17 protein-coding genes are annotated in these 21,455 nt (G+C 34.3%); 9 read left to right on the plus strand and 8 right to left on the minus strand.

The features are described 5' to 3' along the window. Positions 1 to 5 precede the first annotated feature (5 nt). Positions 6 to 1,283, minus strand: coding sequence for a replication-associated recombination protein A (locus IW18_RS03750; protein ID WP_041516252.1), 1,278 nt, complete (start codon positions 1,281 to 1,283; stop codon positions 6 to 8). A gap of 220 nt (positions 1,284 to 1,503) precedes the next feature. Between IW18_RS03750 and IW18_RS03755 the strand changes: the two genes are divergently transcribed. Then, positions 1,504 to 2,277, plus strand: coding sequence for a rhomboid family intramembrane serine protease (locus IW18_RS03755; protein ID WP_041516253.1), 774 nt, complete (start codon positions 1,504 to 1,506; stop codon positions 2,275 to 2,277). 64 nt (positions 2,278 to 2,341) lie between these two features. Continuing rightward, entirely contained in the window at positions 2,342 to 2,860 is a 519-nt protein-coding gene (locus IW18_RS03760; protein WP_041516254.1) for a hypothetical protein, read from the plus strand. Positions 2,861 to 2,864: 4 nt separating this feature from the next. On the opposite strand, the gene IW18_RS03765 is transcribed toward IW18_RS03760, so the two are convergent. The 7 genes from IW18_RS03765 to IW18_RS03795 form a co-directional block, all read right to left on the minus strand. Beyond that, positions 2,865 to 3,668, minus strand: coding sequence for a DUF2490 domain-containing protein (locus IW18_RS03765; RefSeq protein ID WP_041516255.1), 804 nt, complete (start codon positions 3,666 to 3,668; stop codon positions 2,865 to 2,867). Between the two features lie 39 nt (positions 3,669 to 3,707). Continuing rightward, entirely contained in the window at positions 3,708 to 4,442 is a 735-nt protein-coding gene (gene rlmB / locus IW18_RS03770; protein WP_041516256.1) for a 23S rRNA (guanosine(2251)-2'-O)-methyltransferase RlmB, read from the minus strand. Positions 4,443 to 4,529: 87 nt separating this feature from the next. Beyond that, positions 4,530 to 5,975, minus strand: coding sequence for a RagB/SusD family nutrient uptake outer membrane protein (locus IW18_RS03775; RefSeq protein WP_041516257.1), 1,446 nt, complete (start codon positions 5,973 to 5,975; stop codon positions 4,530 to 4,532). 4 nt (positions 5,976 to 5,979) lie between these two features. Then, positions 5,980 to 9,171, minus strand: coding sequence for a SusC/RagA family TonB-linked outer membrane protein (locus tag IW18_RS03780; RefSeq protein ID WP_041516258.1), 3,192 nt, complete (start codon positions 9,169 to 9,171; stop codon positions 5,980 to 5,982). Between the two features lie 243 nt (positions 9,172 to 9,414). Then, positions 9,415 to 10,929 (minus strand): SusD/RagB family nutrient-binding outer membrane lipoprotein, encoded by a 1,515-nt coding sequence (locus IW18_RS03785; RefSeq protein WP_041516259.1) that lies wholly within the window; start codon positions 10,927 to 10,929, stop codon positions 9,415 to 9,417. Between the two features lie 5 nt (positions 10,930 to 10,934). Continuing rightward, positions 10,935 to 14,168 (minus strand): SusC/RagA family TonB-linked outer membrane protein, encoded by a 3,234-nt coding sequence (locus tag IW18_RS03790; protein ID WP_041516260.1) that lies wholly within the window; start codon positions 14,166 to 14,168, stop codon positions 10,935 to 10,937. A gap of 85 nt (positions 14,169 to 14,253) precedes the next feature. Beyond that, positions 14,254 to 15,954: a BamA/TamA family outer membrane protein gene (locus IW18_RS03795; protein WP_316931567.1), complete on the minus strand. Its 1,701-nt coding sequence runs from the start codon at positions 15,952 to 15,954 to the stop codon at positions 14,254 to 14,256. A 183-nt stretch (positions 15,955 to 16,137) separates the two neighbouring features. Here IW18_RS03795 and rpsL point away from each other — a divergent pair, with 183 nt between their 5' ends. From rpsL to rplW, 7 genes are all read left to right on the plus strand, one after another. Then, positions 16,138 to 16,521, plus strand: a complete 384-nt coding sequence (rpsL, locus tag IW18_RS03800) for a 30S ribosomal protein S12 (RefSeq protein WP_007136570.1) — start codon at positions 16,138 to 16,140, stop codon at positions 16,519 to 16,521. A gap of 22 nt (positions 16,522 to 16,543) precedes the next feature. Then, positions 16,544 to 17,020, plus strand: coding sequence for a 30S ribosomal protein S7 (gene rpsG / locus IW18_RS03805; RefSeq protein ID WP_007803600.1), 477 nt, complete (start codon positions 16,544 to 16,546; stop codon positions 17,018 to 17,020). Positions 17,021 to 17,030: 10 nt separating this feature from the next. Further along, positions 17,031 to 19,187, plus strand: a complete 2,157-nt coding sequence (gene fusA, locus IW18_RS03810) for an elongation factor G (RefSeq protein WP_041516262.1) — start codon at positions 17,031 to 17,033, stop codon at positions 19,185 to 19,187. An 11-nt stretch (positions 19,188 to 19,198) separates the two neighbouring features. Continuing rightward, complete coding sequence (gene rpsJ, locus IW18_RS03815) at positions 19,199 to 19,504, plus strand: 30S ribosomal protein S10 (protein ID WP_007803605.1); 306 nt, start codon at positions 19,199 to 19,201, stop codon at positions 19,502 to 19,504. Positions 19,505 to 19,909: 405 nt separating this feature from the next. Next, entirely contained in the window at positions 19,910 to 20,527 is a 618-nt protein-coding gene (rplC, locus tag IW18_RS03820; RefSeq protein ID WP_007803612.1) for a 50S ribosomal protein L3, read from the plus strand. Further along, the gene (rplD, locus tag IW18_RS03825; RefSeq protein WP_041516263.1) at positions 20,527 to 21,156 is read left to right on the plus strand and encodes a 50S ribosomal protein L4; all 630 of its coding nucleotides are present in this window, start codon (positions 20,527 to 20,529) and stop codon (positions 21,154 to 21,156) included. The genes rplC and rplD overlap by 1 nt, the downstream gene beginning before the upstream one ends. Positions 21,157 to 21,163: 7 nt before the next feature. Next, on the plus strand, positions 21,164 to 21,454 hold the full coding sequence (gene rplW, locus IW18_RS03830; protein WP_017495018.1) for a 50S ribosomal protein L23: 291 nt from the start codon (positions 21,164 to 21,166) through the stop codon (positions 21,452 to 21,454). Position 21,455 lies beyond the last annotated feature (1 nt).

Raw genomic sequence — 21,455 nt, forward strand, 5'->3', positions numbered from 1 at the left:
AAGGTTTAATAACCATATTTATCTTTCCAACGGTTCTTTAAAAATTCGCGGTTACTATTCTCTCTAGAATTGTTTCCGGGATTGTAAAGAACCGTTTTTTTTATGGCGTCAGGTAAAAATTCCTGTTCGGCAAAATTATTTGCATAATCGTGCGAATATTTATAATCGTCGCCATAACCTAATTCTTTCATAAGTTTAGTAGGAGCATTGCGCAAATGAATTGGTACAGGTAAATCGCCAGTTTGTTTTACCAATTGTTGAGCATTACCAATCGCCATATACGAAGCATTGCTTTTTGGAGAAGTTGCCAAATAAATTGCACATTGACTCAATATAATTCTGCTTTCAGGATATCCAATAGTTGTTACCGCCTGAAAAGTATTATTTGCCATTATAAAAGCTGTTGGATTTGCATTCCCTATATCTTCACTGGATAGAATAAGCATTCGTCGTGCGATGAATTTTACATCCTCGCCACCTTCAATCATTCGGGCGAGCCAATAAACAGCTCCATTTGGATCACTCCCACGAATCGATTTTATAAATGCCGAGACAATATCATAATGTTGTTCGCCACTTTTGTCATACAAAACAGTGTTTTGCTGTACCAATTCGAAAACTCGGTCGTTTGTAATAATTATTTCGTCGCCGGCAGAAGCATTTATAACAAGTTCAAAAATATTAAGAAGTTTTCGCCCATCTCCGCCAGAAAGTCGGAGCAAAGCTTCTGTTTCCTTCAATGTAATATTTTTTGAAGCTAAATAAGTGTCCGTTTTCATTGCGCGATGTAGTAAGGCTTCTAAATCGGCTTTTGTAAAAGCATTCAGTATATACACTTGACAACGTGACAATAATGCAGGGATAACTTCAAAACTTGGATTTTCAGTTGTTGCTCCAATAAGCGTAATCCAACCTTTTTCAACTGCCGCTAAAAGAGAATCTTGTTGTGATTTGCTAAATCGATGAATCTCATCAATAAATAAAATCGGATTTTTAGCCGTAAACAATCCGCCGCTTTGTTTTGCTTTTTCGATAACATCTCTAATGTCTTTAACTCCCGAGTTTATAGCACTCAAGATGTAAAATGGTCGTTTAGATTCCTGTGCTATAATTTGAGCCAAAGTTGTTTTTCCTGTCCCTGGTGGCCCCCAAAATATTAACGACGGAATAATACTTTTCGAAATTTGTTGAGTTAGTGAACCGTTTGGTCCAACCAAATGACTTTGACTGATATAATCTTCTAATTGCTGTGGGCGAATACGCTCGGCTAAAGGTGCTTCCATTTTGTAAAATTACTATTTTCAGTTCAAACTTTATAGTATTCGGAAGCTATTCCTGCTGTCCGCTATATCTTTTCCTGTCTAAAGAAGCCAGAAAAAGGATGTCGCTTCCATCAGGGCCAAGATCAGCAAACAAGACTATTTTCGTTAGCTGACAAAATATCAGTAAATTGTAATTGGATAGTTTTTTGATGTTCTATTTTTTAATTTATTTTCGAAAGCAATGAACGATAACCATTTTAAATTTTCAAATTCCGTTATTGGACTTCCTGTATTCTTTGTTCTTTTTTTGTGGATTATTTATTGGGTGCAAATTCGATTTGATTTCGATTTTTATCAAAATGGTATTTATCCAAGAAGTTTTTCGGGATTGCAAGGAGTTTTGTTTAGTCCTTTTATTCATGAAAATTTAAGTCATTTGTACAACAACTCCATTCCGCTTTTGGTTTTGTTGGCAGCTTTAAAGTTTTTTTATCCTCAGCAAACTCTTCCTGTTATCGTTTATGGAATTTTATTTTCGGGATTAATCACGTGGGTAATTGGTCGGGAAAATTATCATATCGGAGCAAGTGGGTTGATATATGTTTTGGTTAGTTTTATTTTCTTTAAAGGAATTCAAACGCGATATTATCGTTTAGTGGCACTTTCATTATCTGTGATTTTACTTTATGGAGGTATGATTTGGTATGTTTTTCCGGAGGTAGATAAAACAATTTCTTGGGAAGGACATTTAGCTGGTTTTATTACTGGTTTTGTAATGTCTTTATTATATAAGGCACCAGAGTATGCAAAACCAATTGTTTACGATTGGCAAAGGCCGGATTTTAATCCTGAAGAAGATGCTTTTATGAAACATTTTGATGAAAATGGAAATTTCGTTAATACGGAAATTCAGGAAGATGAGGAAGATGAGGAAGAGGTTTTTCCTTCATATTTCAATTCAAATGTTTCAGTTCATTATACTGTGACAAAAGCAGAATCAGATGATAAATTGTGAATTTTTGATTTGATAATAATTGACTATTTTTGTTAAAGGCATTTCTAACTTTATTTAGTTTATTATGAAAAAGATAAGTTTTGCAATTCTGATTTTTGCAATTTTTTCTAGCTGGACAGCTTTTGCACAATGTGATATAAAAAATAGGGTACAAGCTGATGGGTCTATGATGTATTACTTTGAGCCTGCTGTTTTTTATTCAACTAAATCAAAATCATTAAAAATTAATATTGTAACTGACAAAGAACATTACTTCGTTTCTTTACAGCCTACGCCATTTCCGCCTAAACAAATAGGGAAGAAGATTAAAGATGATTTGGTTATTCATCTTGATGATAATAAGGCTTATAAATTAAAGCACTATGACACGCAATACAGGAAAAATGATTCAATTATGCAAGTGCTCTATTTAATTGATGAAAAAGATATTGATGCTTTTTCTAAGTTTCAGGCAGTATTGGCTGAAATTAATATGAAAGGAACTGAGTTTGTTCGTGATTATACTTTTAAACTACACAAAGATGCTATTATTGAGCAGTTAAAATGCTTTCTAAAAGATGAAAAAGAAGAAACTGATAAGTAATAACTTAGTCTTCTTTGTCTAAAGTGTGATCTTGATGTTGCAGTTTTTTTCTAAGTTTTTTAAAGAGATTATTAAATGTAATAGTTAAGGTCGCGGCATTGACTATTTGATTGCCTTCGTCTCTTGGAAGATATTCATTGCCATAGGTAAGTTCGACTTGTGTGTCATCACTAAATAAATATCCCGCACCTATATTTAATCGATTACGGTCAAAGAAACTAAGACCTGTTACTTTTGTTCCGGATTTAAAAAACAATTCATCCGAAGCTATAGCATAAATAACTCCTGCTCTAAGAACTTTACTATTTAAAGGCTGTATGAATTTTATTTGCTGACGATAGCGAAGAACATTTTCATAATCATCGTCACCATTTCTCATATGTCTAAGTTCAAGTCTCATTCTGGTACTTAACGAATAGCCTGTTTTATGGAAATAATAAATTCCTTGTAAAGCTAATCTCCATTCAGGCGATTTAAACTGACCTATTTCTGGGACATCTTTATTATCATAGTAGGCAATAAATGAAGAAAGTTTCCATCTGGGAGTTAAATAATAATGTCCCCAAGCTCTAAATGAATTCTGAGTATTTTGTTGGAATATGTTTGATGAAGTAGCTGTGCTGCTAAATGAAGTTCCAATATTTAATTCGGTTGACCATTTTTCATTAATGGTTCGATTGAATTGAACTTCATTCCACGATTGACCGTAGGTAGTCGTTTGTCCGAAGCTTAAATTTGTAGTTATGAAAACTACAAATAAGCTACAGATTTTTAAAAATAATATGTTATGAGTAGATTTTGAAGACATCAATTAGTTTATTTATTTGTCATCTTACCTCAATACTTTTTAACTTCTTTGTCGAACAGTTTCATATAAGAATGCTCCGCAGGCAACAGAAACATTTAATGATCCTATCGATCCAAACATTGGTAATTTTGCTTTTTCGTCAACAATTTTAAGAACCGAAGGATTTATCCCTCTGTCTTCAGAACCCATGATAATCGCTACAGGTTCGTTTAATGCGATATCGTAAATATTTTGATCTGTTTTTTCTGTTGCAGCAACTGTTTTGATTCCCGATCCTTGAAGATAGAAGATGGCATCTTTAATATGTTCAACTTTACAAATTGGCACATTAAAAACGGCACCGGCTGATGTTTTAACTGTATCTCCATTTACTGGTGCAGAACCTGCTTTTTGAACAATAATTCCGTTTACACCGGTACACTCAGCTGTTCTGATAATTGCTCCAAAATTTCGAGCGTCAGAGATTTGATCTAATATTAAAAATAAAGGTTTAGAACCAGCTGCAATAGTAGACTCTACTAAATGTTCTAGATCAATAAAACCTATAGGAGAAATAGTAGCAACTGCTCCTTGGTGATTATTAGGTGTTAAACGATTTAGTTTTTCAACAGGTACATATGAGAAATTAATGTTAGCGCGTTTCATCACTTTCATTAAATCTTTCATTAATTCACCAGAAATCTCTTTTTGTATAAATACTTTATCAACTTCTTTTCCTGCTTGAATTGCTTCTATAATGGCTCTAATTCCAAAAATTTGATGTTCTTTTTCCATGGGACAAATATAGGTATAATGTTGATATAAAAAAAAACCACTCTGAATGAACAGAGTGGTTTAATGTATAAATTGATCACTATTAGATTATAGTGCGCTTTGTACGATTAATGGATTAGCATCAACTTCTGCTTGCGGTACTTGGAATGTAAATTCCTTAGCTCCTCCAGCGTAGTCTAATCTTCCGAAAGCTGGGTGGTTTGTTCCTGTGTAAGTTCTTACAAGAGCAACTCCTAAACGTTTCATGTCAAACCATGCGTAACCTTCTCCCCATAATTCAATTCTTTTTTGAAGAATGATTTCAGATATTAAAGCTGCACCAGTTTTTGTAGATAATACATAAGCTGGATCTCTTGTAATTGTTATGTCATACAAAAGTTGTTTTGCTGCACCTTCATTTCCTGATTTTGCTAAAGCTTCTGCTTCAATATAGTATAAAGAAGCTGATCTTAAGTAGATGTAATCTCCAGAATCAACTGTTGGATCTCTGAATTTTGTATTTGCGAATGCAGGTAATGCAGGGTAAAGTGGATTTCCAGTTGGAGCTACGAAAGCTTTCTTTCTGTAGTCAGTAGCAGGAATGCTATTGTACAGTCTTAAATCGATGTTTTTGTAGATTCCTAAACCTCCAGCGTATCCTGAATCATTTGTATTGTCGAAATGACTAAAGAAACTTGCAACGAATGTACTTTGAGCAGATGTAATTGTTGCTCCCCACATTGTTTCATTACCAGTAGTGATATCATAGAATCCAGTGTTCCAATCTGCTTGGTTAAGCAAAGTGTAGTTTTGTTTTGCTTTATGAGCAAAATCAGCTGCTTGTGGATATTTTCCCATTTCTAAGTAAACATCAGCTAAAAATGCTTGAGCTACAGATTGGTCTAATCCATCTTTGTTTGCACGTGTAAAACCGTTAAGTAATACAACCGCTTCATTTAAATCTTTTTCGATTTGAGTGTAAACTTCGCTTACTGTAGCTCTAGCTTTACCTTGTAATGAAACTTCAGTGTAAAGAGGAACACATAATTTTGCTTCATTTCCTACATAAGTAGGTCCGTACATACGAGCTAACATAAAGTAGAAATAACCTCTTAAAGCTAAAGCTTGTCCTCTTAATGATTTTAAACTTGCATCGTCAGTATCAGCTGGAATAGCGCCAATAACAGTGTTAGCAACTTTAATTTGAGGATAGTACATACTCCATGCTAATTTTGATCTTGAGTTGGTTTGTGTTCTTGCTAGGTAGTTATAGAAAGAACCATACCAGCTAGATTTTGTCATTAACTCATCATTAGACATCAAATCTGTTGCAGAAAGAATAGATTTGTGACCGTAATCTTCGTGGTTACCAGCGATAGATAGACCGTAAGATCTTAAAGCTGAATAAATCCCTGCGATAATTGCTTTGTTTGCCGCAGCAGACGTTCCAAGTTGTTCGTCATTGATTGTTGATTCCGGTTGTGTGTCAAGAAAATCTTTTGAGCAACCTGTAAGGATCAACAAGGACATTGTTAATATTAATAATTTTTTCATGTTCTTAAAAATTTACTGTTAAACCAAATGAGATAGTTTTCATAACTCCATATACATTCAAAGATTGACCATTGTTTGATCTAGAACCTAAGTTACTCAATCTAGGATCCATTCCTTTTCTTTCTGACCATAATGCTAAATTACTTCCCATTAAGCTGAATTTAGTAGATGAAATACCAAGATCTTGAAGTTTACTGTTTTTAAAATCGTAAGATAAAGAAACATCTTGTATACTTATGTAGTCTGATTTAATTAAGAAATAATCAGAAGCTGCCATTTGTAAAGTAGAAACGTGATCAATTCTAGGGACATCAGAGTTTGGATTGTCTACAGTCCAAGCTTTTTCAACATCTTTGTGGTAGTTTTGTCCAATATTGTCTGAACCAGAGTACATTGCGCTTTGGTAAACGTTATCGTACATATATCCTCCAAATTGGTAAGCAAGACTAGCTTGTAATGTTAAGTTTTTGTAACGAACTACAGTTCCAAAACCTCCATATACATCTGGATTTGCATTCTTTTTGTTTATGTATTGAGTTGCACTTCCGTAAACGCTAGTAGTTGTTCTACCAGTTACAGCTCCTGATGCATCTTTTTGATCCATGTACCATAAAGAATTTCCGTTAGTTTTATCAACACCTGCAAACTCTCTTAAGTAGTAAGCATATGCAGGAGCTCCAACTTGGAAACGGAAGATACCCCCTGATACAAATGAATTTGGTAAAGCAGTGATCTCATTTTTGTAATGAGTTCCGTTTGCCCAGATATTAAAGTCAACATCTTCAGTTTTGATTACATCAATACCAAGGTTGATCTCAATTCCTTTGTTAGCCATATCTCCAATGTTTTCACTAACAAAGTTTGTTCCTGTAGAAGGAGAAAGAGGTCTGTTGTAAATTAAATCACTTACTTTTCTTTCGAAATATTCAGCTTCAATGTTAACTCTGTTGAATAATTCGATTTCGAATCCAAGGTTCATGTTTTTTGAAACCTCCCATTTGATGTCTTTGTTTCCAGTGTAAACTTGTAGAACTGTTGCGTTTCCGTCAGCATCTGGTACAATTTCGTATTGATTTTGGTAAGCATAGTAATTTCTTGCTGAACCAAAATAACTACGGTGGCTAATTTGTGTACCTGAAGGATAGAAAATGTTATCATTTCCTTGCTCTCCGTAACTTCCTTTAATTCTTAAGTCAGTTACAACTTTAGATTTAGGGAAGAAAGATTCTTTTGCAACTGACCATGCAGCTCCAAAACCGTAGAAATTACCCCATCTGTTATCTGGAGAGAATACTGAAGATCCATCTCTTCTGAAACTTCCATTAACAAAATATTTGTCTTTGTAGCTATAGTTTACTCTTGAGAAGTATCCTTCAACGTTGTATAAATCATTATAACCATCTACATAGTTATATTTAGTTGCGTTGCTTAATACTGGTAAACCAGGAATAACAACTCCACTTTTTTGTCCTGCTAACATTTTTGATGTAAAATCAGATGATTCGTGACCAACAAGGATATCCAAAGTGTGGTTTCCGAATGATTTTTTCCAAGACAATAATTGTTGGTTAGTGATCGTGTAATCATTAGAAGTAGCAGTACCAATTCTACCACCTACTCCCATATCGTCACCACCTTCTCCAGTAGTTCCGTTTAAGTAATATCCAGATAATAAATCATATCCAAGGTTGTATCTGAAGTTGAAGTTTTTTAAGAAATCAATAGAAACATAACCTCTTGCACCAAATTTATTTTCTTGGTTTAAGTTTGTGTTTAATAAAGTAGTCGCATATGGATTTAAATTTCCTCCATAAGGACGAACTCCGCTTTTGTTAAACTCATAAATTCTGCTTCCGTCAGTATTAGTTACAAAATTTCCTGCAGCATCTCTTTGCCAGATAGTATAAATAGGAGCAATGTTTCTAGACCAGCCAAATAAGTTACTATATGTTGAAGAGCTTACTTGAGAAATTGGAGCATTTTGATCTGTGTTAGCATAGTTTAAGTTAGCTCCAACTTTAATTTTGCTGTTTACGTTGTAATCTACGTTTGCTCTAACCGTTGCACGTTTAAAGTCTGAGTTGATTGTGTAACCGTTATCTTTTAAGTATCCAACAGATAAGTAAGAACTTAGGTTGTCAGTACTGCTAGATAAGCTTAAGAAATGTTCAGTTCTTGTTGCATCTCTAAATAATTCTTTAGCCCAATCATCATGATATAATAAACTAGCATTTGAATTAATTTTTCCAGTAGCTGTGTTTATTACTTGGTTGTTAGCTACATTATAGTTGTTGTATCCTAATGAATAAGAATCTCCTTTAATTAATGTGTTAGCTGCAATTGTAGATGCATTAGCTGCAGTTTGTCCTCCGAAGATTAAACCACTTTTAATTCTGCTATAAACAGTTTCGTAGTATTCTCCTGGATCTTTAATCATGTCGTACTCAGGTACAGCTCTTGAGTTAACCCCGATTTTAGTTTCGTAAGTTACTCTTAATTGTCCTTTTTTACCTTTTTTAGTTGTAACAATGATTACACCATTTGCTCCTCTACTTCCGTATAAAGCATTTGAAGATGCATCTTTCAAGAAACTGATAGATTCAATATCTTGAGTTGCAATTGCGTTAATGTCGCCATTGTAAGGAATACCATCAACAACGTATAAAGGTGCGTTAGAAGATGATAATGATCCAATACCTCTAAATCTTACTTGAGGAGGATCTCCTGGTTGCCCTGAGTTTGCTTGAATTTGTACACCGGCAACTTTACCAGTTAAAGATTGAATTGCATTTGAAGCTTGAGTGTTCTCCAAAGCTTTTGCATCAATTTTTGTAACTGCTCCAGTGATCTCAGATTTTTTTTGAGTTCCGAAGGCAACAACTACAACTCCTTCAAGTTCTAGTGCGTCTCCTGCTAGTTTAGCATTAACAGTTGTAGATGTAGCAGGTTCTTCTTTTGCTTTCATCCCAATGTAAGTAAAGACCAAAATTTGACTTGGAGAAGCTTTAATAGAATACTTTCCGTCAAAATCTGTTTGTGTTCCTGTCTTTGTTCCTTTTACTAATACACTAACACCTGGGATAGGCATTCCTGTATTATCAGAAACAATTCCTGAAACAACTCTTTCTTGCGCAAATGTGATCTGCGCCATTAGCACTAATAATAGTACTATAAAACCATTGAATTTTAGTTTCATTTTTAAATGTTTTGAATTAGTATCGCAAAAATCCTAATTATTTGTTAATGTTCCTAGTTAAAGTTCTTCTTTTTTACATCCAAGTAACGATATTTTAACATTTGGACTGGTTTTGCTGTGAAAAATAACACTTTGCGAGCCAAAAAGTTTTGTTTTTTTTATGTTTTTACGGCTTTTTGTGAAGTTTAAGCAAAAAAAAACCATCGGTCGAGCCGATGGTTTTAAAATTTTATGCTTTTCGAATTAAAATTTATCCCAAAAAATGTGTATTGTTAATTTGTCTCCGCCAATTGCTGTAGAAGCAGCTTGCCAGTTTGTACCATTAACAGTTTGTTCCTCGCTTGGATAAGTCCATCTAACAGGTACTTTTCCTTCTGAAGCAGCTACAGATCTTGGATGAGATATCAAGATTGGAAAATCTAGCCTTCTGTATGCGGTCCAGGATTGGAAACTTCTATTATATAAAGCAATCCATTCTTGGTAGCCAATTTTTTCTTGCCATGTTCCTGTACCAGTTCCTGGGAAACCTGCTATTGGTGTTGTGGCTGCTGTAGTATAAGCTACCTGAGGATTAGTTAAATAAGTATTTGTGTCCTCTGGAGTTACTCCCCAGAATTCACAAGATAAAGTAATGGCTTTCTTGTAATAATATTCTGGAGTGTTTCCTACAGCATATCCTCTTGCGGCGGCTTCAGCTAAGTAGAAATTAACTTCAAATGCTTCTAGTAAAACACCTGGTGCTGCTGGTTTTTTGATTGCATCACCAACGTGAGAATATGTGGATTCATATGGAAGAGCGTTTTGGGCTCCAGGTATTCCTCCTTTGTATGAACCATCAGCCATTGGTGTGAAGAAAATTGGTCTTCTTGGATCTGATGTTGAGTTCATTCTGTCAATTATTGTTGTTGCAGGAACGAAATCATTTCTTTGACTAGCGATCAAGTTGTCGAAAATAGGATTGTAGTTCGGGGCAAACGAAGCGTATACAAATAATGCATTTTCAAGGTTTTTTAATAAAACTCCTGCATTATAAGCTTCTTCGATAGTGGTTTTAGCTAAAGCTGGGCTAATGTCTGCAAGGTTGGTTCCTAGTTTTAGTTTTAATGAATTGGCAAATATTTTCCAACTTGCAACATCTCCTTTGTAAACTAAATCACCTGTATTAAAACTTTTTCCGCTTGTATCTAATTTAGCGATAGCAGCGTTCAAACGAGTAATTAATTTTGGATAGATTTCAGTATCATTGTCATACTTAGGTAAAATGATTTTTGGGTTTTGTAATGATTCTGTGTAAGGAACATCTCCAAAGGTATCAACCAAAATTTGATAAGTATATACTCTTAAAACTTCTAGTATTGCAACTTTGTTTTGCTGTTGCTTTGCCCAATCGCTGTCTGATACTGTAGCAGGTTTTGTTTCTTTGCTTAAAACTTCTTCAGAAGTTTGAAGATTTCCTAGAACATCTTGATATAATTTAGTCCAGTGGGTATCTGGAATTGTTCTATTTATTAAGTTGTATCTTGACTCTGCTGTGTACAATGTAGCAGCCCAATATTGTACATAATAACGAAGTGGGTTATTGTTTACACTTGGAGTTGTTAATTGATCTGTTAATTCTTTTTGAGCATTTGTTAGTAATGATTCTGCCGAAGCGTCATAAGCTTTTTTTGAGTCATCATTAAAATTCTCATTGTCACTAACACAACTCGATAGAGTTAGGACGGTTAGTGTTACTATTGATAGAAATATCTTTTTCATTTTGACTAGAAGTTAAGTTTTACATTAAATGAGTATACTTTTGTTGCTGGCATAACTCCTGATTGAAATCCTTGTATGTTTCCTGCTGATGAACCTGCTTCAGGGTCAGCGTATGGAAGGTTTTTTTGAATGATCCAAAGGTTGTTTCCAATTACACTAAAAGATAACCCTTTAAGTTTTAGTTTATCTAATATTTGTGATGGAACTGTGTAGGTAAGTGCTACTTCTCTCAATTTAACAAATGAGCCATCATATATATAAGCTTTTGTTGGGTTTGAGTCTGAACTGAAAGCAGTACCTGTTCCTGATGTTGAAGCATCTATTCTAGTTGTATTTGGTGTTCCGTCTTCTTTTACTCCAGGTAAAATAACACCACCGCTATCGTTTCCTCCAGTTAAAGGATTTCTTACTGAGTTTCCTAAGTCATTTAATCCTAGATCGTAGATTCCTGTTTCTTGTCCGTAAGCTTGATCCAGAGAGAAAATATCTCCACCTTTTTTAACATCAATCAAGAAGCTGAATGCGATGTTTTTGTAAGCAAATCTATTAGATACACCGCCAATCCATTTTGCTTGAGTATTACCAATAACTTTGTTTGATTCTAATACGTAAAACCCGTCTTCATCAACCACTCTATTTCCTTTAGTGTCATAAGTATAGTCAGTTCCTCTTAAAGCTCCGTATGATTGTCCGACAGTTGCATTAAGTGATGCTCCTCCTTGAAAATCTGCTAATAATAAGTTGTCTCTTCCTTGGTTTAAAGATTTTACGGTGTTTTTGTTAGTTGACCAGTTGATACCAAGATCCCATGAGAAATTATCTGTTTTAACTACTTTTCCTGATAAGGCTAATTCAATACCTTTGTTTTCTATGTCTCCAGCGTTAACAGTTGAGTAGTTTACACCTGTAGAAGTTGATTGTGGTACGTTGAAGATTTGGTCTTCTGTATTTGTTTTGTATAAAGACAAATCGAAGCTTAATCTGTTTTTGAACATTGTCATCTCTAAACCTGCTTCCCAAGCTTTTTGAGTCTCCGGTTTTAAATTAGCAAAATCTAAATAAGTAGGGCTGTTTCCGAAAAGAGGATTTCCATCGATTCCATAATTATTTACTTTAGCTCCTAATCTACCAGCTGCTGGGTCATTACCAACTTGAGCATAGTTAATTCTTACTTTTCCTAATGATAACCAATCTTGGTGTAATAATTCAGAAAAAATTAAACTTGATCCAATAGAGTAGTAGTTGTAATTGCTGTTTTCTGTTGGAAGGGCTGTACTTTTGTCATTTCTAAAAGACCCTTCTAAGAATAATGTTTTCTTGTAGTCTAAAGATAATTGTGCATACAAACCAGATTTTTCATAAGTAATTTGAGATTCTCTTGCAGGTAAGAATACATTTGAGTTTTCTAAAGTGTATAAGCCTGGAGATGCTAAACCTCCTGTTGTTGAAGATTGAATCGAGTAGGCATCTGATCTTAAGAATGTGTATCCTCCTAATGCTTTTGCTCCAATATCATCATTTAGGTGAAAATTGTACGTAGCAATGAAGTCGTAAGTTTGTTGCATGAAATCTCTTTTGTATATAGAGTAGCCTGAGCTGTCATTGGCTCCACTAATTCCAAATGTTTCAGCGTGGCTACCTACAGCTTTTCTTAATTCTTGCTGATCGTTAGAGTAGTCGATAGTTGCGCGACCTAAAACGGTAAAGTCTTTAGCTATGTCGTAAGATAAGCTTGTTCCGGCTAAAAATCTTGTTCTGGAATCTTGCTCGTAGTTTTGGTATCTATCAAAGTAAGGATTGTTCCAGAAATTGGCGGCTAAATTACCGTTTGTTGGATCAGTCATGTTCCAAGTAATATTTTGACCACTTCTGTTGTATTCTCTTTCTAATTCTTTCATGTCAACGTTCGTTGCCCACCATTGTCTGAAACCTCCAATAAAGTTGTCTCCATAACCAGTATTATTTCTACCAGTTGTATTTTGGTCGGTAAGAGTAAAAAACGCAGTTGATGTTAGTCTGTCGGATAAGTTTCTTGAGAAGCTACCGTTAAGAGAGTTTTTGTTTAATAAACTGTTTGGTAATACACCGGTATTATTAATGTTTGTGAATCCAAGATTGTATGATCCTTTGTCATCACCACCACTTAAATTTACGTTATTTGTGTAAGTGGTCGATTTTTGGAAAAATGAAGTAGGGTTGTTTTTTGCTGCTACCCAAGGAGTTGCTTTTCCGTAGTTTGGGTTTCCTAGTACAAATGCGTTCCATTGGTATACCATGATGCTAGGGTCGAACTTGTTTCCATAAGAAGCATCGTCCCCTGTTGAAGACACTAATGCATTTGGATCCCCAAAAAGGCCAGGTGATGAATAACTACTGTCTTCCCCAGCATATCCTTCACCGTATTGAGTTTGGTATCTTGGCATAGTGCTTTTGTCAATAGCTCCAACAGATACCGTTGAGCTAACGGATACTCCTAAAGCGGTATTCTTTTTTCCTTTTTTAGTAGTAATCATAATTGCCCCGTTTGATGCTTGGCTACCATAAAGAGCTGTTGCAGCTGCGCCTTTAAGAACGTTAATTGTTTCGATGTTGTTTGGGTCAATATCAGATGCGGCGTTACCAAAGTCAAAACCTTGTTTCCCGTTTTGTGAATCTGTATCATTTAAATTTGCGTTACTAACTGCAACACCGTCAATAACAATTAAGGCCTGGTTGTTACCAGTGATACTTTTTACACCTCTTAGTACAATGTTTGTTGATCCTCCAAAGTTAGAATTTGTCTTAACTTCCAAACCGGCAACTTTTCCTGATAAGTTGTTTAGGAAGTTGTTTGTTGGAGAGCTGTTTACTTGTTCAGCTGTAACTAATTGAGATGAATATCCTAAAGATTTTTTCTCTCTTTTAACTCCAAGGGCCGTTGTAACGACAACGCCTTCGAGTTCCTGTGCTGCATCACCAAGTTTTACATTGATTAGTGATGAGTTTGCGGCTACCTCTTGGGTTTTCATTCCAATGTAGCTAAAAACCAAAATTTGGTTTGTTGATGCTTTGATAGAAAATTTCCCATCAAAATCTGTTTGAGTGCCAGATTTTGTTCCCTTAACTAATACACTTACGCCTGGCAAGGGCATTCCTGCATTGTCGGAAACTGTACCTGTAACGGCTCTTTCTTGCGCAAAAGTTAGTTGCGCCATTAGCACTAGTAGTAGTGCTAAGAATCCATTGAACTTTAGTTTCATTTTTAAATATTTTGAATTAGTTCAACAAAACTCTTAATAATTTGTTAACTTTCCTAATGATAATTTAAAGTTTTTCCGTCATGAGTTAAAATTTAACATTATAACATATATTAACGATAGTGTTAAATAATTGCAATTCTTGAATGTTTGAGCCGCCATTGCTGAGATTAATTCTTAGTAATCCGTTTGGTGTTTGGATTGTTGTTCCTATTCCTATTCCTGTTAAATTGTTAATTTTTTTAGGATTTGATATGTTTGTCTGATCCTGATAAATTGCGTAATCTAAAATGGAATTTATATATAGGTTGTTTGAAATGGCATATCTGTATTCTGTAAGAATCATTGAGGCGAAATTACCCTGAAGGCTATTTTCGGCGAAGCCTCTAATTGAGTTAAGTCCTCCAAATCTAAATAATTCATTAGTGATATAGTTTTTGCTTTTTAGGTAAAGATTCTGGGAATTTAAAAAGATGAAATTTTTCTTGTTTAACTCAAAATTGTAAGAAAGGTTTGTGTTTAAATAAAGCTGCTGACTTGGTATTGCTGTTTCTGGTTCGTCGTTTGTGTTTCTTTTGCCGTATCCGATTGTTAGATTTAGATTGGCTTTTTTGGGAGACAAGTTGTTTAAGTGGTCGATTTTTTTGTATTCAAAAGTTGAAGTTATGTATGAATTTTTATAATCGCTTATTGAGGAATTGTTTGTGTTTTGAATATCGCTTGATTCAGTTGATTGGTATCCTAAATATATTTTTGAGTTATAGTTAAGGTAATATCCAAGGTCTATTGATGTTTTGGTATTTTGAAAAGTACTATCCTGTTTAAAGATGTTTAATTGTGCTTTTAGTCCAAGTGGGGATTTAAAAATATAAGGTATTTCTATTTTTGTGTTAAAGGTTTTTTGTTGATTCCCATCGCTTTTCCAGTATAAAGAAAATTGCTCGCCAGCATGGAGTGTATTGATTAGGGAGATGTCTAGGTACCCGTTGAGGGTGGTTTTTTTATTTTCATCGTTTGAAAATCCTATGTAGCCATCAAAAGTGTTTGTTTTTCTTTTTTCTATGTAAGTGTAAATTTTAGTAGAGTCATTTGTAAAAAGTATTTGAGGGTATTTTGTTTGAGATATAAATTCAAAAGTGTTTATGTCATCATATAGCTCTTTAATGACTTCTTGGTTAAAAGTTTTGTCTAGATATTTTTTGTTTAATTGTTTTAGGTGTCCTTTAGGGAAGTAGTCTTTTTCGTTAGGATTTGCTTGGCTTAAAATAATTGAATTTACAACGCGTTTTTTTTCTGATTTAAACTTGAGATCTGCAAAAATTATTGAATTCTTACTCTTTATATTGTCTAGCTTAATTTTGCTTAATGCGTACCCTGTTTTTTCTGCATTAATTATTTGTTGATTTAGAAAATTTTCAATTTCAGTGTAAGGAATGATGATGGTGTCTTGGTTTTTGTTTTCTGTGTAAAAAGTATAATTATTTATACCTATATATATATGTACTTCTTTGATTAATTCGTTTAGTAGTATTGTTGAGTTGTATGTGCTGTCGTTCAGTTGTTCAGTTTTAAGTATTTTGTTGTTTATAAAGCCAATTTTGTTGAGTCTTGCAGAAATGTTGTTTGTTTCGTCGTAAATCGATTTTATGTTTTTGTGAGTCGTTTTGTAATTTAAAGAATCTAATATTTTGTTTTCGCGTTCGGTTGTGCTACTTATATTAAGATGGAAATTTTGAGCATAGCCAGAGATGCTGAGTAGAAAAAAGAATATGTATAGATATCGTTTCAAAAGCAGGTGTTTCATTAATTAAAAGTATTGCAAATATCTATTGTTTGTTTGTAAAATCATAAGTATAAATAATGTTGTTGAAAATTAATGAATTAACGTTTGTATAGTGAAAAATATTTTATACATTTGCAACCCCGTAAAAAGCGGGAATTAAATATACATAATAAATTTTTAGTATTAATTATGCCAACAATTCAACAATTAGTAAGAACAGGAAGAACTCAGATAACTAAGAAGAGTAAATCGGTTGCTTTAGATTCTTGTCCTCAAAGAAGAGGGGTTTGTACGCGTGTTTACACTACTACACCAAAAAAACCAAACTCTGCAATGCGTAAAGTTGCGCGTGTACGTTTGACAAATGGTAATGAAGTGAATGCTTACATCCCTGGAGAAGGACACAATTTACAAGAGCACTCGATAGTATTAGTTAGAGGCGGAAGGGTAAAAGATTTACCAGGTGTTAGATATCATATCGTTCGTGGAGCGCTTGACACGTCAGGAGTTGCAGGAAGAACGCAAAGAAGATCTAAGTACGGTGCTAAACGCCCAAAAGAAGCAAAAAAGTAATTTAAACTTTTAAGAAAAAGACATGAGAAAAAGAGCGGCAAAGAAAAGACCACTTTTACCAGATCCAAGGTTTAACGATCAATTGGTAACGCGTTTTGTGAACAACTTAATGTGGGACGGTAAAAAATCTACAGCTTTCAAAGTATTTTATGATGCAATTGACATCATTGAGTCTAAAAAACAAGATTCGGAAAAATCATCATTAGAGATCTGGAAAGATGCTTTAACTAATGTTATGCCTCACGTAGAAGTACGTAGTCGTAGAGTTGGTGGAGCTACATTTCAAATTCCAATGCAAATTAGACCAGACAGAAAAATTTCTATGGCAATGAAGTGGTTAATACTTTATTCTAGAAGAAGAAATGAAAAATCTATGGCTCAAAGGTTAGCTTCAGAATGTTTAGCTGCGGCTAAAGAAGAAGGTGCTGCTGTTAAAAAGAGAATGGATACTCATAAAATGGCTGAAGCAAATAAAGCATTCTCACACTTTAGATTTTAATTCATAAGAAATGGCTAGAGATTTAAAATATACAAGAAATATTGGAATTGCTGCTCATATTGATGCTGGTAAAACAACAACAACAGAGCGTATCCTTTTTTATACTGGTAAAACACATAAAATTGGAGAGGTACACAATGGTGCTTCTACGATGGACTGGATGGAGCAGGAAGCTGAAAGAGGTATTACAATTACTTCTGCAGCAACTACTTGTGAGTGGAATTTTCCTACTGAACAAGGGAAAGTTTTGCCAGAAACATTACCTTATCACTTTAATATTATTGATACTCCTGGACACGTTGATTTTACTGTAGAGGTAAATCGTTCTTTACGTGTGCTTGATGGGTTGGTTTTCTTGTTTAGTGCTGTTGATGGTGTTGAACCTCAGTCAGAAACTAACTGGAGATTAGCTGATCAATATAGAGTGCCTCGTATGGGATTCGTTAATAAAATGGATAGACAAGGTTCTAACTTTTTGAATGTATGTCAACAAGTTAGAGATATGTTGAAATCTAATGCAGTTGCGATCACTTTGCCAATTGGTGAAGAGAATGATTTCAAAGGTGTGGTTGACTTAGTGAAGAATCAGGCTATTATTTGGCATGATGAAACTCAAGGAGCTACTTTTGATATCGTGGCTATTCCTGAGGATATGATTGCAGAGGTAAAAGAGTATAGATCTATTCTTATTGAAGCAGTTGCTGATTATGATGAAAATCTATTAGAGAAATTCATGGAAGATGAAAACTCTATTACAGAAGAAGAAATTAATAATGCATTAAGAGCTGCTACTATTGATATGGCAATCATTCCTATGCTTGCTGGTTCTTCTTTTAAAAATAAAGGAGTTCAATTTATGTTAGATGCTGTTTGTAAGTATTTACCATCTCCAATGGATAAGGAAGGTATCGAAGGTATTCATCCTGATGATGCTGAGTTGTTAGAAGAAGATCAAACGAAAATTCTTCGTCGTCCAGATGTAAAAGAGCCATTCGCTGCTTTAGCATTTAAGATTGCTACAGATCCTTATGTTGGTCGTTTAGCTTTCTTCCGTGCTTATTCAGGTCGTTTGGATGCTGGTTCATATATTTTGAACACTCGTTCTGGAAACAAAGAAAGAATTTCTCGTATCTACCAAATGCATGCTAATAAACAAAACCCAATCGAGTATATCGAGGCAGGAGATATTGGAGCGGCAGTTGGATTTAAAGATATCAAGACTGGGGATACAATGTGTGATGAAAAACACCCAATTATTCTTGAGTCAATGAAATTCCCTGCACCAGTAATTGGTATTGCTATTGAGCCTAAAACTAAGGCTGACGTAGATAAAATGGGTATGGCTTTAGCTAAATTAGCTGAAGAGGATCCAACGTTTACTGTTAGAACAGATGAGGCTTCTGGGCAAACTATTATTTCAGGTATGGGTGAGCTTCACTTGGATATCTTGATTGATCGTATGAAGCGTGAGTTTAAAGTTGAAGTGAACCAAGGTGAGCCTCAAGTTGAATATAAAGAAGCGTTTACAAGAAGTGCTACGCACAGAGAGACATACAAAAAACAATCAGGAGGTCGTGGTAAATTCGGTGATATCGTATTTACACTTGAGCCAGCTGATGAAGTTGATGGTAAAGTTCCTGTAGGATTGCAATTTATTAATGCTGTAAAAGGTGGTAACGTTCCTAAGGAATATATTCCATCTGTAGAGAAAGGTTTCCGTGAAGCTATGAAAACTGGTCCTTTAGCAGGATACCAAGTTGATAGTTTGAAAGTAACTTTAACGGACGGATCTTTCCACCCTGTCGATTCAGATGCTCTTTCTTTTGAGTTAGCTGCTAGAATGGGTTATAGAGAAGTTGCTAAAGCTGCTGGAGCGGTTATTCTTGAGCCTATCATGAAAATGGAGGTTATTACTCCTGAAGAAAACATGGGAGATATCGTAGGTGATATCAACCGTCGTAGAGGTCAGGTTAATGACATGGGTGACAGAAATGGTGCTAAAACTATTAAAGCTGATGTGCCATTATCAGAAATGTTTGGATATGTAACAACATTAAGAACATTATCTTCTGGTAGAGCTACTTCAACAATGGAGTTTTCTCACTATGCAGAAACGCCTTCTAATATTTCAGAAGCGGTAATTAAAAAAGCAAAAGGTAACGCTTAATTCTTAAGAAAATGAGTCAAAAAATCAGAATAAAACTAAAATCTTACGATCACATGTTGGTAGATAAGTCTGCTGAAAAGATTGTAAAAACAGTAAAAACTACTGGAGCAGTTGTAACAGGTCCAATTCCGTTGCCAACTCACAAAAAACTTTTCACTGTATTACGTTCTCCGCACGTTAACAAAAAAGCGAGAGAGCAATTTGAAGTAATGTCATACAAGAGATTGATTGATATTTATTCATCTTCATCTAAAACTATTGATGCATTAATGAAACTTGAATTGCCAAGTGGAGTTGAAGTAGAGATAAAAGTATAATTTTTTATTATATTTTATAAAAAAAAAGCGAGACAGAAATGTTTCGCTTTTTTTATGCGAAAAAGTTTTTTCTTGTTGTTTTTTTTCTGAAATATCGACTGTCCTTAATTATTTGTGTTTTGATTGAAATGTCTTTGTTTTAGGCTGTTGCAGGATTTTTTCTTTATCAAATTATGTAAATATCAAGAGAATGTTTCTTTTAAGTTATGAAGATGAAAAATTATTTTTTTGAAGAAAAAGAATGTTGATACATGTGGAATTGGTTCTTTGATTTTGATAATGAGCTATTTAATTTTTCTAACTGTTTGGTATATTCAATTTTAATGTATACTTTTGCACTCCCTGTTTGGAAATTTCTGTTATTTTCAAATTGAAGGGAATTTTAGTAATTAATAATTAATATTTATGTCTGGGTTAATTGGTAAAAAAATCGGCATGACTAGTATTTTCGACGAAAACGGGAAAAACATTCCTTGTACAGTAATCGAGGCTGGGCCGTGTGTTGTTACCCAAGTCAGAACCAAAGGTGTTGACGGGTACGAAGCGTTGCAACTTGGTTTCGATGACAAGAACGAGAAACATTCCACTAAAGCGGCTTTAGGTCACTTTAAAAAAGCTGGAACTGTTGCTAAGAAAAAAGTCGTTGAATTTCAAGATTTTGCAACTGAACAAAAATTAGGAGATCTTATTGATGTTTCTATTTTTGCTGAAGGAGAATTTGTAGATGTACAAGGTGTGTCTAAAGGTAAAGGTTTTCAAGGGGTTGTTAAACGTCACGGATTTGGTGGTGTTGGACAAGCAACTCACGGTCAACACAACCGTTTAAGAGCGCCAGGTTCTGTGGGAGCTTCTTCTTATCCATCTAGAGTATTCAAAGGAATGCGTATGGCTGGAAGAATGGGAGGAGACAATGTAAAAGTTCAAAACCTTAGAGTTTTAAAAGTAGTTGCTGAAAAGAACCTACTTGTTATTAAAGGATGTGTTCCTGGACATAAAAACTCTTATGTAATCATTCAGAAGTAATGGAAGTAAAAGTATTAGATTTCAACGGAAAAGATACTGGTAGAAAAGTTCAACTTTCTGATTCAGTATTCGCAATTGAGCCAAACAATCACGCTGTATACCTTGATGTTAAGCAATATCTTGCTAATCAAAGACAAGGAACTCACAAGGCTAAAGAAAGAGCTGAAGTGACAGGAAGTACACGTAAGATTAAGAAACAAAAAGGAACAGGTACTGCTCGTGCGGGAAGTATTAAGAATCCATTGTTTAAAGGTGGTGGAACAATTTTCGGACCAAGACCAAGAAGTTATTCATTTAAATTGAATAAAAGCTTGAAAAGATTGGCAAGAAAATCAGCTTTCTCAATCAAAGCAAAAGAGTCAAATATTATCGTTCTTGAAGATTTTAATTTTGAAACTCCAAACACTAAAAATTTCATTAACGTTTTGAAAGCTTTAGGGTTAGATAATAAAAAATCTCTATTTGTGTTGGGTGAGTCGAATAAAAATGTATATTTGTCGTCACGCAATTTAAAGGCTTCAAATGTCGTAACTAGCTCAGAATTAAGCACTTACGCTATTTTAAACACTAACAATTTAGTGCTTTTAGAAGGTTCTTTGGAGTTAATTGAAGAAAATTTAAGTAAATAATAGGAATATGAGCATCATAATTAGACCTATAGTAACAGAAAAAGTAACCAAAGAAAGTGAAGTTTTAAACCGCTTTGGATTCGTTGTTGACAAAAAAGCAAACAAAGTGCAAATTAAGAAAGCTGTTGAAGCTGCTTATGGAGTAACTATCGTTTCAGTTAACACTATGAACGTAAGACCGGATAGAACTACAAAATACACTAAAAGTGGTTTGATCAGTGGAAAGACAAATGCAATTAAGAAAGCGATTGTTCAAGTACAAGAAGGAGAAACAATTGATTTTTACAACAATATCTAAG

This window comes from Flavobacterium hibernum (genome assembly GCF_000832125.1).
GTDB lineage: Bacteria > Bacteroidota > Bacteroidia > Flavobacteriales > Flavobacteriaceae > Flavobacterium > Flavobacterium hibernum.